Raw genomic sequence first — 14,415 nt, forward strand, 5'->3', positions numbered from 1 at the left:
AAGGTGTTCTCATGACAAACGAATTGCGTCCTGTCGCTCCGGCCTACGTCGGCTCGTTGAAGCCTTATCAGGCAGGCAAACCCATTGAAGAAACGGCGCGCGAGTATGGGCTGCCGGAAGCCAGCATCATCAAGCTCGCGTCGAATGAAAATCCGCTCGGCATGCCGCCGAAAGCGCGCGCGGCAATCGACGCGATCATCAACAGCGGGGCACGCTATCCCGATCCGAACGGTCACGCGCTGAAAGTGGCGCTGGGCCAGAAGTACAACGTAGAGCGCAACTGGATCACTTTGGGCAACGGTTCGAGCGATATTCTCGAACTCGTCGCGCGTGCGTTCCTGCAGGCCGCGCAACCGGATAGCGATTGCAATGCCGTGTCGTCGCAATACGCGTTCATGGCATGGCAGAACGCGGTCAAGGCAACCGGCGCGCGGATGGTCGCCGTGCCTGCCAAAGACTACGGCCACGATCTCGACGCGATGGCGCAAGCGGTCAACGCTTCAACGCGCGTGGTGTATCTCGCGAATCCGAACAACCCGACCGGAACGTTCTTCAGCGTCGACGAACTCACGTCGTTTCTCGATCGGATTCCGGCTAACGTCGTGGTGCTGCTCGATGAAGCCTATAACGAGTATCTCGAACCGCGCCATCGTTACGACAGTACCGAGCTCGTACGGCGCTATCCGAATCTGGTCGTGTCACGTACCTTCTCGAAGGCGTTCGGCCTCGCCGGTCTGCGAGTCGGCTTTGCAATCGCCACGCCTTACGTCACCGATCTTCTGAATCGCGTGCGGCAGACGTTCAACGTCAACTCGCTGGCGCAGGCCGCTGCTATCGCCGCACTGAACGACGACGACTACCTGAACGAATCGTATCGGCTGAATCGTGAGGGGATCGAGCGGTTCTACGAAGTCTGCGACGCATTGCGGCTTCCGTATGTGAAAAGCCAGGGCAATTTTGTCGTGATCAAGGTGGGGAATTCGGCCGAGCTGTTCGACGCACTGCTCAGGCGCGGGATCATCGTGCGCAAGGTGGTGGACTACGGTCTTGGCGAGTGGCTGCGCGTCACGGTGGGATTGCCGCAGGAAAACGAAAGGTTCTTTACGGCGCTGCGTGAACTGGTGGTGGTCAACGCGTGAGATGAAAACTCACCTAAATTAAACTATATTATACTTTCGAGACAAAGCCCGGCCACGGACTGCCCGCAGCATCCGTGGCCACAAACAGGCAAATACAAGTCCTGTCGCTTGAAGTGATCCCCCGTTGGAGCGAGACAATCCATGTTTGAGTTTATTCTGCGGAGACTGTTCCAGAGCGTGCTTGCGCTTTGGGCGATGTCGCTGCTCGTGTTTGCCGGCGTCTACGTGGTGGGCGATCCGATTGCGCTGATGGTTCCCGACAGCGCCACGCCCGAGATGCGCACACGCATCATTGCCTCGCTCGGACTGGATCAGCCGTGGTGGCTCCAGTACTGGCATTTCCTCTCCCATTCGGTGCGCGGCGACTTCGGCACCTCGTTCCTGACCGGCGCACCGGTTGCGCAGATGATCGTCTCGCGCATGCCCGCGACGCTCGAGTTGTCGGTGATTGCGATGCTGATGGCGATCGTTATCGGCATTCCGCTTGGCATGTATGCGGGCTTGCGCCCCGAGAAACTTTCCTCGCGCCTGATTACCGCTTCGTCGACGATCGGCTTCAGTTTGCCGACGTTCTGGGTCGGCCTGATCCTGATTCTCGTTTGTTCGGTGGTACTCGGCTGGCTGCCGTCAGGCGGACGCGGCACCACGACGTCATGGCTCGGCATGCAGGTGAGTTTTCTGACGCTCGACGGCTGGAGGCACCTGCTGTTGCCCGCGCTGAATCTCGCCCTCTTCAACATTGCGCTGATTATCCGGCTCGCGTATTCGTCGACGCGCGAAACCGCGCTGACTGATTATGTGAAGTTCGCGCGGGCCAAAGGACTGAGCGCATCGCGCATTGTCGGCGTGCACATCCTCAAGAACATCATGATCCCGCTCGTCACGGTGATCGGTATCAACCTGGGCGGGCTGATCGCGTTTTCGATCGTCACGGAAACCGTGTTCGCATGGCCGGGCATGGGCAAACTGCTGATCGATTCGATCAATGCGCTCGATCGGCCAGTGGTGATTGCCTATCTGCTGACCGTCGCGGCGATCTACATGCTGATCAATCTGGTCGTCGACATTCTGTACTCGCTGCTCGATCCGCGCATCTCGGTGACGTCGGAGGTGAATTGACATGGGACACACCACAGGAACGACCATGGCTGAACCGCGTGCCCAATCCGCTGTATCCGCCGATTCCACCCTGCCCGCCGCCAGGCCGGTGAAACGCCCGCATCGGTTTGCGCGCATGGGCGGTCAACTCAGCGCGCTGTGGAGCGAATTCCGCCAGAGCAAACTGGCGCTGCTGGGGCTCGTCCTCTTTGTCGCGATTGCCGCGCTGGCAGTCTTTGCGCCGTGGATTGCGCCGCAGAATCCATATGACCTCTCGCAGCTCGACCTCAGCGATTCGCAACTGCCGCCGTTCGCGCATGCGTCGATGGGCACACATATCTATTGGCTCGGCACGGACGATCAAGGGCGCGACATGCTGTCCGCGATTCTCTACGGCATGCGTACCAGCTTGTATGTGAGCCTGGCCTGTACGGTGCTCGCGTTGGTGATTGGCGTTGCGCTCGGCCTTGTCGGCGCATTCTATGGGCGCAAGGTCGATGCACTCATCATGCGGCTCGCCGACATCCAGCTTTCGTTTCCTTCGATTCTGATTGCGCTGGTGTTCATCGCCGCATTCGGCAAAGGTGTCGACAAGATCATCTACGCACTCGTGCTGGTTCAGTGGGCCGTGTATGCGCGTACCGCGCGCGGCTCCGCACTCGTCGAGCTGCGCAAGGAGTATGTGGAGGCGGCGCGCTGTCTGAAACTGAGCGACACGCGGATTATCTTTCGCCATGTGCTGCCCAATTGCGTGCCGCCGCTGCTGGTCGTCGCCACCGTGCAGATGGCAACCACGATCTCGCTCGAAGCGACGCTCTCGTTTCTGGGTCTTGGCTTGCCGATTACGGAGCCGTCGCTCGGCCTGCTGATTTCGAACGGCTACAACTACCTGCTGTCCGGTTCCTACTGGATCAGCGTTTTCCCCGGCGTCGCGCTGCTGTTGCTGATGCTATGCCTGAATCTGATGGCGGATCGCCTGCGCGATGTGCTCAACCCGAGGTTGAAGAAATGACTCAGCCCGCATTGCAGGTGGAGAATCTGTGCACTCACTTCACGACGCCGCGCGGCATCGTGAAAGCGGTGAACGGTGTGAGTTTTAGCGTCGCGCGCGGCGAAATTCTGGGCGTGGTCGGCGAGTCCGGCTCCGGTAAATCGCAAACCGGCTATTCGATCATGGGTTTGATCGATCCCCCGGGCAAGGTGGTGAGCGGCAGCATCAGGCTCGCGGGCGAGGAACTGGCTGCATGCACGGAAGCGCAATGGCGCAAGATTCGCGGCAACCGGATCTCGATGATTTTCCAGGATCCGATGATGACGCTCAATCCCGTGCTGCGCATCGACACGCAGATGGTCGAGGCGGTTCTCGCGCACCGGCCGATGAGCCGTCGCGCGGCGCTCGACGAAGCGCGCGCGGCGCTTGCACAGGTCGGCATCCCCGCGCCGGACGAGCGTTTGAAGTGTTATCCGCATCAGTTCTCCGGCGGCATGCGGCAGCGCGTTGCGATTGCGATCGCGTTGATCAACCGGCCCGAAGTCGTGATTGCCGACGAACCGACTACCGCGCTCGACGTCACCATTCAGGCGCAGATTCTCGGCGAAATCCAGCAGCTTTGCCGCAACTCGGGCACGGCGCTGATCTGGATCACGCACGATCTGTCGGTGGTCGCGGGGCTCGCGGATCGCGTATGCGTGATGTACGGCGGCAGGATCGCCGAACACGGCAGCGTCGATCAGGTGCTCGATACGCCGCGCCATCCGTACACACGCGGCCTGATGAATTCGATTCCGAGCCGCAATCCAAAAGGCGTGATGCTGCGGCAGATTCCGGGTGCGCCGCCTTCGCTGCTCACATTGGGCGGCGGCTGCGCGTTCCGCACGCGCTGTTCATCCGCGGTGCCCGAATGCGCCCAGGAGATCGCCGAATCGATCGACCACGAAGGCCATATGGTTCGTTGTATCCGGCCCGTCGTCGATGAACACGAGGAGACTGCATGACCCCGCTGCTCGAATTGCGTAACGTCACCAAGACGTTCGCTCCCAAACAGGATGCGACCGGGCGTTTCGTCCGGGCAGTCACCGGACGGCAGCCGCCGAAGGGCGTGCAGGCAGTGACCGATCTGAGTCTGACGGTGAACGCCGGCGAGGTGGTCGGCCTGGTCGGCGAATCCGGTTGCGGTAAATCGACGGTCGGCCGCCTTGCGGCTGGCGTCTACTGGCCGACGAGCGGCAAACGCTACTGGCAGGATACCGATATGGCGTCGCTCGGACGGCGCGAGCGCAATCGTGCCGAACTCGATATCCAGATGATTTTCCAGGACCCGTATGCGTCGCTGAACCCGCGTATGCGTGCCGCGGACATCGTCGCGGAAGGGGCGCACGTGCATGGCTTCATTCGCAAGGCCGATACACGCGATTTCGTCGGCGCGTTGTTTGAACGGGTAGGCCTCGATCCGGATTCGATGGACCGCTTCGCTCATCAGTTCTCCGGTGGCCAGCGCGCACGTATCGGTATCGCGCGTGCGCTGTCGGTGAATCCGAAGTTCCTCGTTTGCGATGAATCGGTGGCGGCACTCGACGTGTCGATCCAGGCGCAGGTGCTGAATCTGTTTATCAAGCTGCGTGAAGAGCTTGGGTTGACCTATCTATTCATCAGTCACGATCTGGGCGTAGTGCGCCATATCGCGGATCGCATTGTCGTGATGTACCTCGGCAAGATCGTTGAATCGGGACCCACCGAGCAGGTCTATCAGAATCCGCAGCATCCGTATACGCAGGCATTGCTGGCGGAAGTACCGTCGCTCGACAAGCGCAAGAAAACTTTCTATGCCATCAAGGGTGAGATTCCGTCGCCGATGAATCCGCCTTCGGGGTGTCGCTTCCATCCGCGCTGCCCGCATGCGTTGCCCGTTTGCAAGGAAGCCGTACCTGAATTGAAGCGTGCTGCCGATGGACAATTCGCGGCATGTCATCTGATCGACTGAGTCAACGCTGCGCTTGAAGTCTGGCCCGGTGTGAACCGCATGGCAGCGATGCTGAGCGGCTCACACCGGGCTTTTTCATGGGCCGCACAAACGTGATTGACCGTGCCCGCGTGAGTCTCCAATTTTGAGGCGTAAAAAAGCCGGCTTGCGCCGGCATCAAATGGTGCCGCTCGACTCTCGCTATCGAGCGGCACGTCTCGCGATCAATCGGTTTGAAGCTGGGTCAGAACTTGTGGCGAATGCCGATGCCGGCGACGAGCTGCTTGTTGGTGCTCGAGGTCGGCAGCGTCAGAATCACCGCATGCGTACCGTCGCCGCTCGCCTGTTGATAGTTGACTTGCGCATACAGATCGGTGCGTTTCGACAGGAAGTAATCGAGGCCGACCGACGTCTGGCCCCAATGCGAATTCTCGAGCTTCGACCACGTGTATCCCGCGCCACCGACCAGCGCCGGCGTGAAGTGGTACAGCAAGCTGCCTTCCAGCGTGGTCAGCGTCGACGCATTACCCATGTAGGCGATCCGCGTGCCGGTGTAGTTCCCCATGATCCCGAACTTGCCGATCGAATAACTGCCGCCGAGTGCCCAGGTCTTCATGCTGTCCGCCACGATCGGGCCGGTCAGCGGCTGGCCGAACAGCGTGTTGACGCCCAGATCGTTGATCGGGTCGATGCGGAAGTTGTTGATATCCGTATAGGCGGCGCCAAGACTGAGCGGGCCATGATCGTAAGTCAGGCCGAAGCTCATCGAGCTGTTCTGATGGAAGTTGCCCGCGGTATTGCCGAAACCATACATTGCACCGGCAGTGAAACCGCCGAAGTTGTTGCTGACGAACTTGACCGTGTTATCCAGACGATCGCCCGAGACGCGGTCGTAGTCGCCTGGGTGGAATGCATATACACCGGCGACGTAGGCAATCGAATAGTTGCCGATGATGTCGCCCATGAAGTCGTACTGATGGCCCATGGTGAAGGTGCCGATCTGGTTCGACAGGCCCACGTAGGCCTGACGTCCGAAGATGCCACCTTGTCCAATCGTGCCGTTGTTCAGGTTGAAACCGTTCTCGAGGCGAAACAGCGCTTTCATGCCGCCGCCGAGATCTTCCGTACCCATGAAGCCGAGCCGGTTGCCCTGTGGGACACCCGTATCGGCGACCCACGCGGAATGACCGTTGCTGTTGCTCACGTAGCTGATACCTGAATCGACGATCCCGTAAATCGTTACGCTGCTCTGCGCCTGCGCACCCGCTGCAAAAGTACAAAGTGAAACGGCAGCAAGGGGTACCGCGAGGGTTTTTCTCATTGTTTGTCTCCTTTCCATGAATAGTCTGCGCCAGTTTTGTTGAAGATGCCGCATGTTTTGCGAGGCTTCGTTCGCAGTTGTTCCCGCCTCGCAACGTGTTGCACGCGCAACCATTTCGTTGTGGGAACGAAAGGCTGCGCGGCGGTCCCGCATCGCCCGTCATCAACTTGAGCAGTGCTTGACTTCGATAGAAGTGTATAACGATAATATAGTTATACAGAAGGCATTTTGACGTGACGAAGATGCTCGTAAACACGAAGTGACTCAGCCGCACACTTGCCGTTAATGCGCTGCTGTTCAGTTCGGTGCGCTGTTTTCAGAGGGGAGCCTTCAAGTCGTTGAAGGCTCCCTCAATAAAGCGGGTACCCTTGCGGGTTCTGCACATATAGGAGACGGAGATGGGAACAACTTTGCGGGGCTGGGGCCGGTTGGCAGTGTTGGCCGGTGCGTTGGCCGCGAGCGTATTTGTGCAGCAGAATGCAGGTGCAGCGGAATTCAGGTACGGAGTCAGCGCGGACGTTACGTCGCTCGATCCCCAGTTCGCCAACTTGCCGGGCAACCGCAACGTTGCGCGCAACGTGTTCGAACCATTGATCGACATGTCGCCGGACGGCCGCTTGCAGCCCGGGCTTGCCGAGTCGTGGAAGCCGCTTGACGACAAGACGTGGGAAATCAAACTGCGCAAGAACGTCAAGTTCCAGGACGGCTCGCCGTTCACGGCGGATGACGTGGTCTATTCGCTTGCTCGCCCCGACACGCTGACCAATTCGCCGGCTACGTTCGGCGTCTTCACGAAAGACATCACCAAGGTGCAGGTGGTCGATCCGTACACGGTCAAACTGACGACGGCCCGCCCGCTGGCCGTGCTGCCGAACTATCTGTCGATGATTTTCATGCTGTCGAAGAAAGACACGCAGGGACTCAAGAGCGAAGACTTCGAAACCGGCAAGGGCCTGGTCGGCACCGGGCCTTACAAGTTCTCCCGCTTCTTGCGGGGCGATCGCGTCGAGCTCGTGCGCAACGACGCTTATTGGGGCGACAAGCCGGCCTATGACAAGGTCACGGTACGAATCCTGCCGAATGCGGCGGCGCGCGTGGCAGCCATTCTGTCGGGCGATGTCGACGCGGTGATCGACGTGCCGAGCGCGGATGTCTCCCGCATCAAGGCTGACAAGAAGCTTGCCGTCTACACCAAGCCCAGTACCCTGATGGTCTTCTGGGTGATGAATCAGCTAAACGACAACGCGCCGTATGTGACGGACAACAACGGCAAGCCGTTGGGCAAGAATCCGTTCAAGGATGTGCGCGTGCGCCGGGCGTTCTCGCTCGCGATCAATCGCCAGGTGCTGGTCGACAAGGTGCTGCAAGGTTTGGGCGTGGCAACGCAGAACAGTGTGCCGAGCACGATGTTCGGCTACAACCCGGCGCTGCCGCCCGATCCGTACAAGCCCGACGAAGCGAAGAAGCTGCTGGCCGAAGCGGGTTATCCGGAGTGCTTCTCGCTGACGTTGTTCGCGCCTAACGATCGCTACGTCAACGATTCGCAACTGGCTCAGGGTGTTGCGCAAATGCTGACGCGCATCGGTTGCAAGACCAAGGTCGAGACCCAGCCGATGGGGACGTTCATCTCGCGCGTGAACCAGCTGCAACTGGGCTTCTTCATGATCGGCTGGGGCGCGGATGCGGGCGACATGGGCGTGCAGCTCGAATCGCTGTTCTCGAATCCGACCAACAATCCGTTCCGCAAGATCAACATCCAGACTTACGATTCGCCGAACTTCTGGAAACCGTTGAATGCAGGGTTGGCAACGGTCGACGATGCGAAGCGCGAAGCGCTGTACCAGGAAACGTCGAAGGTATTGCACGACGAAGTCGGCATCATCCCGACCCATCTGCAGGTTTCCACGTTTGCCGCGCGTAACGGGATTCATATCGTGCCGCGCGTCGATTCGCAGATGTACGGGTTTGACGCCGCGCCGGCGAAGTAACTTATGAGCGCCGCTGCATGTTGCAGGCGGACGGCGCGAACAGTGAACGGCGAACAGTGAACCGGTCAGCGGGCAAGAGCTCGCTGACCGGTTTTACCCTAGCGTTACGCGCGTGTTGTCGTTGAAGTGCGAAACGAACTTGTCGAGCAACGCGAGAAATTGCGTGCGCTCGGCAGGCTCGAACGGCGCGAGCAATGCATCGACCGATTTCTGTGCGTAGCGCTCGCATTGGCGGAAGCATTGCCGGCCCGCTTCGGTCAGCGAGATTTCCACCTTGCGCTGGTCCGTTTCGCTTTTAGTTTTCTCGAGCAGACCGCGTTCGCTCAGGATCTTGACGACAAGCGCGGTGGTCGAGCGGTCGAGGCCGATCAGACGGGCAATGCCGATCTGTTCGAGCGGGCCGCTGTGGAACAGGATATACAGCACGCCATATTGGCTGGGCGTCATGTCGAGCGCAGCGCAGGCTTCGATGAAGAGGTCCGTCGAGATCTGATGGGCCCGCCGGATCATGAAGCCGGGGCGGGCATACAGACGGTCGAGCGGAGTCTGGCGCGGGTCGCGCGCCACAGGGTTTTTTGCCATGGACTCGTATCTGGAAATGGGCCGCCCTCGGTCGGGCGGCAAGCGTGACTGGACGATATTATCGCGCAGTGTGAACGGTGGGTCGCGGAGCGGGGCGGATGACCGGTGTCATCCGCGCGGCTTACTGTGCGTCCGGCTGCTGCGAGGGGGCCGCCGCGGCGAACGCAGGCAACTGCTGGCAGCGCTGCGCGATGCCGCTGAGCACCGGATAGGCGCTGAGATCGACGTTAAAACGTTGTGCGTTGAAAACCTGTGGCACGAGCGTGAGATCGGCTAGCGTCGGTTGATCTCCGTAGCAGAACTCACCCGTTGTGTGACTCTGAGCCAGCCGTGTTTCCAGCGCGGAGAAACCCGTGTGAACCCAGTGGTGATACCAGGCGTCCCGCGCTTCCTGTGTCAGTCCGGCCTTATCGCCGAGGTATTTGAGTACACGCAGATTGTTGAGCGGATGAACGTCGCACGCAATGTCCAGAGCCAGCGCACGCACTGTGGCGCGGCCGAGCGGATCAGCCGGCAGTAGCGGGGGTTCGGGATGCAGTTCGTCCAGGTACTCGATGATCGCAAGCGACTGATGGAGCGATACCTCGCCGTCTCGGAACACCGGGACGAGCGCCTCGGGGCTGAGCGAGCGATAGGCGGGGGCGAACTGCTCGCCGCCGTCGCGTGAGAGGTGCACGGGCAGGTAGTCGAATGGCAGGCCTTTCAGAGCCAGCGCGATCCGTACCCGATACGATGCGGAGCTGCGGAAAAAATTGTGAAGCTGCACGGAATATCCTCGGTGAACGGAGCGCTGCCAGCATTGCGCTCCGTTGTGACATGAGTCGTTCAGACCACTTTGACGTGGAGTTCGCCGAGACCGTCGATGCCGCCGTGCATCGTATCGCCCTTGACCACGGCGCCAACACCTTCGGGTGTGCCGGTATAGATCAGATCGCCCGGCACCAGTTCGAAGAAACGCGACAGGTACGCGATCGTTTCCGCGACCGACCAGATCAGTTGCGAGACGTCCGCGCGTTGCTTCGAGGTGCCATTGACGTCTAGCCAGATCGCGCCGTCTTTCAGATGTCCGGTTCGTTCGGCACGATGCAGCGGGCCGATCGGCGCGGAGTGATCGAACGCCTTGCCGATATCCCATGGGCGCCCCATTTTTCGCATTTCCATCTGCAGATCGCGACGTGTCATATCGAGTCCCAGTGCGTAGCCGAACACGTGAGCGAGTGCATCGTCGACGGCGATGTTTTTGCCGCCTTTACCGATTGCGGCCACCAGTTCCATTTCGTAGTGGCAGTTATCCGTTTCGGGCGGATACGGAAATTCGCCCGTCGTACCCGGCGCGACGTAGACGATCGCGTCGGTCGGTTTGCAGAAGAAAAACGGCGGCTCACGATCAGGATCGAAACCCATCTCACGTGCGTGGGCCGCGTAGTTGCGCCCGACGCAGTAAATGCGACGCACGGGAAACGCGTCGTCCGAACCGGCAACCGGGACTGTTACCGCAGGCGCGGACTCAAAGACCAGACTCATTGACTATTCTCCATATGTGATTGTGTTTGCTGCGGACCGCTGTGATTGCTGTCACCGCTGTGGTCGCTTGTACCGCGTTCACGCATCCAGCTTCTCTTCGCGCAGGATATTGAGCGCGGTTTGCACCGGCCGGTCTGAAAAGCTGAACAGAACCGCGTCGTCGTTGGCATGCAGCGTGAACGTCTTCCACGACGGCACGACGAAGTGGTCCTTCGGGCCGAATTCGAAGCTTTGACCGTCGATAACCGCGCGTCCGGTGCCCTCGACGACCGAATACACTGCGCCGTCGGTACTGCGGAACGGCTTACCGGCAAAACCAGCCGGCAAATACTGCATGAACGTGGCAAGCGTCGGCATCGGCCAGCCGCCGGTTGCCGGGTTGACGTAGCGCAGCTTGACGCCATGCCAGGCGTCGAGTTCAGCGTCGCGATAGAGCCGGTCGAGCACCTCGCGCGTGCGCTCGTAGGGGTAGCTGAAAATGGGCGAGGTGGGCGACGAAGGCTGATAGTCCACCGGCAACAGGTTATGTCCGTAGCGCGCGAGCGCATTGCCCTCGGGACGTGTCACGCGTTGCGACATTGCCGCGCTTTTTTCCTCGAAACCCGCGTCAAAGAAGCGAATCATCGGGATATCCAGTCCATCGAGCCAGACCACCGGTTCGCCGTGGCCGTCAATGCCATCATTGCCGTGGTCGTGCCAGGTCCAGCTCGGCGTAATGATGAAATCGCCCGGCATCATGGTGGTGCGTTCGCCATCGACCGCGGTGTAGGCGCCGCGACCGTGGACGATAAAGCGCAGCGCCGATTGCACATGGCGGTGGGCCGGCGCGACCTCGCCCGGCAGAATCAGCTGCAATCCCGCGTAGAGCGATTGCGTCACGCTGGAGTGGCCGGGCAGCGCGGGGTTTTCCAGTATGAGCACGCGGCGCACGGCTTCCTCCGCCGTGATCAAGGTGCCGGCCTGCTCGATGTAGGGCAGCACGTCGCGCCATTTCCACAGGGCGGGCACACAGGGGCCATTGGGCTGATGCGGCACCAAGGTGCTGAGCGATTCCCAAAGGGGAGTCATGTTGAGTTCGCGGATCTGCTCGTAGAAAGCTTTCCTGTCCGATGTGGGAAGGCCGGTGTTCATTGCTTGTCTCCTGTTCTTTTCTGGAACCGCCGTGTCGCGTCGAACGGCATGTGTCTATCCGGCGATACGTGATCATGCTTGACGGTGTTCTGACGAATAATCGGCAGACGTATGTCAAAAGATATTGAATCTTGATCGCGGTGTCAAATAAATTCGGTTGTCCGGATGAACCGCTTGACGAAGCAGAAACAGCTCACTATATTTCGGCAGACGTCTGCGTAATTGATGAATAATCACGCAGAGCAGGAGACGGATTCAACGGCGCGCGCGGTTCCGCGCTCAACACGAAAGAGGAGACAAATGAAAAAAGATACCGAGGTTGTCATCGTCGGTGCAGGGATCGGCGGGTTGACGTTGGCGCTGACCTTGCACAAGGCAGGCATTGCCAGCCGCATTTTCGAAGCGGCGCCTGAAATCAGGCCGCTCGGGGTCGGGATCAACCTGTTGCCGCATGCGACGCGTGAACTGGCGGAGCTCGATCTGCTGGCCGAATTGGCCGCCGTGGGTGTAACGACGCAGGAGTCGGCGTTTTTCAATCGCCACGGCCAGTTGATCTACCGCGAGCCGGCCGGGCGTTTTGCCGGTTACGAGCATCCGCAATTCTCGATTCATCGCGGCGACCTGCAGAGCGTATTGCTCAAAACCGTGCTCGAACGCCTGGGGCCGGACAGTGTGGTGACAGACCGCCGCTGTATTGGCGCTACCCAGGATGAAGCAGGCGCAGTCGCACGCTTTACCGATAGCGCCGGCAACGACCACTTCGCTGGCGGTGCGGCGATCGTGGCGTGCGACGGTATTCACTCGGCGATTCGCAAACAGTTCTATCCGGATGAAGGCGCGCCGCGCTATTCAGGTTTCAACATGTGGCGCGGAACGATCGTGGCGCCGCCGTTCCTGAGCGGTGGCAGCATGGTGCGCGCCGGCTGGCTGACGCACGGCAAGATGGTTATCTATCCGATCCGCGATAACGTGGATGCCGCAGGCAATCAGCTGGTGAACTGGGTCGCCGAGATCGAGGCGCCGCAACCCGCACGCCGCGACTGGAACGGTAAAGGTCGGCTGGCTGATTTCTTCCCGGCATTTGCAGACTGGCATTTCGACTGGCTGGACGTGGCCGCGATGATTGAAGCAACGGAAACGATTCTGGAGTATCCGATGGTCGATCAGGATCCGCTGCCGCGCTGGAGCTTCGGCCGCATCACGTTGTTGGGAGATGCTGCACATCCGATGGTGCCGCGTGGCTCGAACGGCGCGGGGCAGGCGATTCTGGACGCCCGCTTTCTGGCAGACCGTTGCGCGGAACTGGGTGTTTGCGAGGAGGCGCTGCTTGCCTACGATCGAGCGCGCGTCAAGGCAACCGGCGACGTCGTGCTGATGAACCGCAAGGCGCCCCCCGACCGGATCCTGCAGGTGGTCTACGAGCGCACTCAGGGGCAGCGTTTCGAGCGGATCGAAGATGTGGTCAGTACGGAAGAACTGAGTCAGATCGCGAACCAGTACAAGACGGTCGCCGGTTTTCATCTCGACGATCTGAAGACCAGGCAACGGGTAGGGTGACGAAATCTGGTTGTAAGTACATTTAGACACGCGAGCGCAATGCGGCGCCCATTGCCCGTCCCGCTCGGTCTGGCTGAAGCAGGGGATCTTGCTTCAGCCATTGCCTGACGGCGCCGCGCTTAACCCTTGATGTGTTGCGTCGAGAGCCAGCCTCCGTTGACGCCGATTTGCGCCACCTGTTTGGCCACCGCGTCGGCGAGGCGTGTGGCGTCTGCTGAAACCCCAGTCTTCTTGGATTCAGACATGGTGTGCAAACCACCACCCACGGCCGCGGAGGTCGCGATGCTGCCCACCGCCGCGCCCACCCCGGCAGTTTCGGCCATGCCGGGTGCCTTGCCGCTGTCGCCGCTGGCGTTGAAACTTTGCACCAGCCTTGCGGTGCCGCCCGCCGGCTTATACAGAATCTGTACCGAACTGCTCACCTCGCTCTTGCCGGCGCCCAGGCCGATCAGCACGCGGCGGCGGCGATTGCCGGCGTCGATCGTGTTGAAGCTGCCTTGTACGAGCAGCACGTTCTGGTCGGCGGGGGCGGGGACGTCCGAGCGAATCGCGCGCAGCCCCATCGACTGCAATTGCTGAACGATTTCGTTGGCGACCTGCTCGCGCACGGCGATCGCATCGGCGGATTGCTTTTGCGCGGTGGACGAACCGTCGAGTTGCGCTTTCAATTTTTTCAGCATGCCGCCGTTGTCCAGCTTCACCTGGTCCGGACTGCTGTCGAAGGTGTAGACATAAATGTTGTCGGGGCGCACCTGCGGCTCCACGCTGCTTTGAGTCGCATTGTTGATGCTGCCGCCGGCGCAGCCGGTGAGGAGCGCGCTGCCGCAGACCATCGCAACGCATGCAAAACGAGCGGCATTCTTTTTGAGGAAACTCACTGAAGTCAACATGTTCATCCTGTCGTCGGCACCCGGTGCCGTTGTGTTCGAACGCCTCTTTCGATGATCGGGCAACCGTGGATCGTTGATCATCGGGAGCGCATTCGCACATAAAACACCCTTGATCTCATGCGTCTTTTTTCGTACGCACCGGCAGCGAAACGAAGTATGGGTGAGTCACTCCCCAAACTCCATTCAACAATTATTTCGCGCCATGTCACGGCGAAACATGCAGCG

13 protein-coding genes are annotated in these 14,415 nt (G+C 60.3%); 7 read left to right on the forward strand and 6 right to left on the reverse strand.

Going from position 1 to position 14,415, the window contains the following annotated elements; all coding sequences use genetic code 11:
- The first annotated feature begins 11 nt into the window (after nt 1-11).
- The 5 genes from hisC to GH665_RS25930 all read left to right on the forward strand — a co-directional run bounded on the left by hisC (nt 12) and on the right by GH665_RS25930 (nt 5,218).
- Nucleotides 12-1,139: a histidinol-phosphate transaminase gene (gene hisC, locus GH665_RS25910; RefSeq protein WP_153140123.1), complete on the forward strand. Its 1,128-nt coding sequence runs from the start codon at nt 12-14 to the stop codon at nt 1,137-1,139.
- Nucleotides 1,140-1,280: 141 nt separating this feature from the next.
- The gene (locus GH665_RS25915; protein WP_153140124.1) at nt 1,281-2,258 is read left to right on the forward strand and encodes an ABC transporter permease; all 978 of its coding nucleotides are present in this window, start codon (nt 1,281-1,283) and stop codon (nt 2,256-2,258) included.
- Between the two features lie 115 nt (nt 2,259-2,373).
- Entirely contained in the window at nt 2,374-3,249 is an 876-nt protein-coding gene (locus GH665_RS25920) for an ABC transporter permease (protein ID WP_217361944.1), read from the forward strand.
- Nucleotides 3,246-4,232: an ABC transporter ATP-binding protein gene (locus tag GH665_RS25925; protein WP_153140126.1), complete on the forward strand. Its 987-nt coding sequence runs from the start codon at nt 3,246-3,248 to the stop codon at nt 4,230-4,232. The genes GH665_RS25920 and GH665_RS25925 overlap by 4 nt, the downstream gene beginning before the upstream one ends.
- Nucleotides 4,229-5,218, forward strand: coding sequence for an ABC transporter ATP-binding protein (locus GH665_RS25930; RefSeq protein WP_153140127.1), 990 nt, complete (start codon nt 4,229-4,231; stop codon nt 5,216-5,218). Before GH665_RS25925 ends, GH665_RS25930 begins: the two co-directional genes overlap by 4 nt.
- A gap of 223 nt (nt 5,219-5,441) precedes the next feature.
- On the opposite strand, the gene GH665_RS25935 is transcribed toward GH665_RS25930, so the two are convergent.
- Nucleotides 5,442-6,518 carry a porin gene (locus GH665_RS25935; protein ID WP_167531007.1) on the reverse strand — a complete coding sequence of 359 codons (1,077 nt, stop codon included), beginning with the start codon at nt 6,516-6,518 and terminating at the stop codon, nt 5,442-5,444.
- Nucleotides 6,519-6,916: 398 nt separating this feature from the next.
- Between GH665_RS25935 and GH665_RS25940 the strand changes: the two genes are divergently transcribed.
- Entirely contained in the window at nt 6,917-8,506 is a 1,590-nt protein-coding gene (locus GH665_RS25940) for an ABC transporter substrate-binding protein (protein WP_153140129.1), read from the forward strand.
- A gap of 93 nt (nt 8,507-8,599) precedes the next feature.
- On the opposite strand, the gene GH665_RS25945 is transcribed toward GH665_RS25940, so the two are convergent.
- From GH665_RS25945 to gtdA, 4 genes are all read right to left on the reverse strand, one after another.
- Entirely contained in the window at nt 8,600-9,088 is a 489-nt protein-coding gene (locus GH665_RS25945; RefSeq protein ID WP_153140130.1) for a MarR family winged helix-turn-helix transcriptional regulator, read from the reverse strand.
- A gap of 121 nt (nt 9,089-9,209) precedes the next feature.
- The gene (maiA, locus tag GH665_RS25950) at nt 9,210-9,854 is read right to left on the reverse strand and encodes a maleylacetoacetate isomerase (RefSeq protein WP_153140131.1); all 645 of its coding nucleotides are present in this window, start codon (nt 9,852-9,854) and stop codon (nt 9,210-9,212) included.
- A 59-nt stretch (nt 9,855-9,913) separates the two neighbouring features.
- Nucleotides 9,914-10,612: a fumarylacetoacetate hydrolase family protein gene (locus GH665_RS25955; RefSeq protein ID WP_153140132.1), complete on the reverse strand. Its 699-nt coding sequence runs from the start codon at nt 10,610-10,612 to the stop codon at nt 9,914-9,916.
- Nucleotides 10,613-10,690: 78 nt separating this feature from the next.
- The gene (gene gtdA, locus GH665_RS25960; RefSeq protein WP_153140133.1) at nt 10,691-11,743 is read right to left on the reverse strand and encodes a gentisate 1,2-dioxygenase; all 1,053 of its coding nucleotides are present in this window, start codon (nt 11,741-11,743) and stop codon (nt 10,691-10,693) included.
- 300 nt (nt 11,744-12,043) lie between these two features.
- Between gtdA and GH665_RS25965 the strand changes: the two genes are divergently transcribed.
- Nucleotides 12,044-13,300, forward strand: a complete 1,257-nt coding sequence (locus GH665_RS25965) for a flavin-dependent oxidoreductase (protein WP_153140134.1) — start codon at nt 12,044-12,046, stop codon at nt 13,298-13,300.
- A gap of 119 nt (nt 13,301-13,419) precedes the next feature.
- Here GH665_RS25965 and GH665_RS25970 read toward each other — a convergent pair whose 3' ends face one another.
- On the reverse strand, nt 13,420-14,190 hold the full coding sequence (locus tag GH665_RS25970; protein WP_153140135.1) for a DUF4410 domain-containing protein: 771 nt from the start codon (nt 14,188-14,190) through the stop codon (nt 13,420-13,422).
- Between the last annotated feature and the right edge of the window lie 225 nt (nt 14,191-14,415).

This window comes from Paraburkholderia agricolaris, assembly GCF_009455635.1.
GTDB classification, from domain to species: domain Bacteria; phylum Pseudomonadota; class Gammaproteobacteria; order Burkholderiales; family Burkholderiaceae; genus Paraburkholderia; species Paraburkholderia agricolaris.

Bases quoted from the DNA above. Each gene is read 5' to 3' on its own strand.
- hisC (WP_153140123.1), top strand. From the start codon at position 12: ATGACAAACGAATTGCGTCCTGTCGCTCCGGCCTACGTCGGCTCGTTG.
- GH665_RS25915 (WP_153140124.1), top strand. From the start codon at position 1,281: ATGTTTGAGTTTATTCTGCGGAGACTGTTCCAGAGCGTGCTTGCGCTT.
- GH665_RS25920 (WP_217361944.1), top strand. From the start codon at position 2,374: ATGGGCGGTCAACTCAGCGCGCTGTGGAGCGAATTCCGCCAGAGCAAA.
- GH665_RS25925 (WP_153140126.1), top strand. From the start codon at position 3,246: ATGACTCAGCCCGCATTGCAGGTGGAGAATCTGTGCACTCACTTCACG.
- GH665_RS25930 (WP_153140127.1), top strand. From the start codon at position 4,229: ATGACCCCGCTGCTCGAATTGCGTAACGTCACCAAGACGTTCGCTCCC.
- GH665_RS25935 (WP_167531007.1), bottom strand. From the start codon at position 6,518: ATGAGAAAAACCCTCGCGGTACCCCTTGCTGCCGTTTCACTTTGTACT.
- GH665_RS25940 (WP_153140129.1), top strand. From the start codon at position 6,917: ATGGGAACAACTTTGCGGGGCTGGGGCCGGTTGGCAGTGTTGGCCGGT.
- GH665_RS25945 (WP_153140130.1), bottom strand. From the start codon at position 9,088: ATGGCAAAAAACCCTGTGGCGCGCGACCCGCGCCAGACTCCGCTCGAC.
- GH665_RS25955 (WP_153140132.1), bottom strand. From the start codon at position 10,612: ATGAGTCTGGTCTTTGAGTCCGCGCCTGCGGTAACAGTCCCGGTTGCC.
- gtdA (WP_153140133.1), bottom strand. From the start codon at position 11,743: ATGAACACCGGCCTTCCCACATCGGACAGGAAAGCTTTCTACGAGCAG.
- GH665_RS25965 (WP_153140134.1), top strand. From the start codon at position 12,044: ATGAAAAAAGATACCGAGGTTGTCATCGTCGGTGCAGGGATCGGCGGG.
- GH665_RS25970 (WP_153140135.1), bottom strand. From the start codon at position 14,190: ATGTTGACTTCAGTGAGTTTCCTCAAAAAGAATGCCGCTCGTTTTGCA.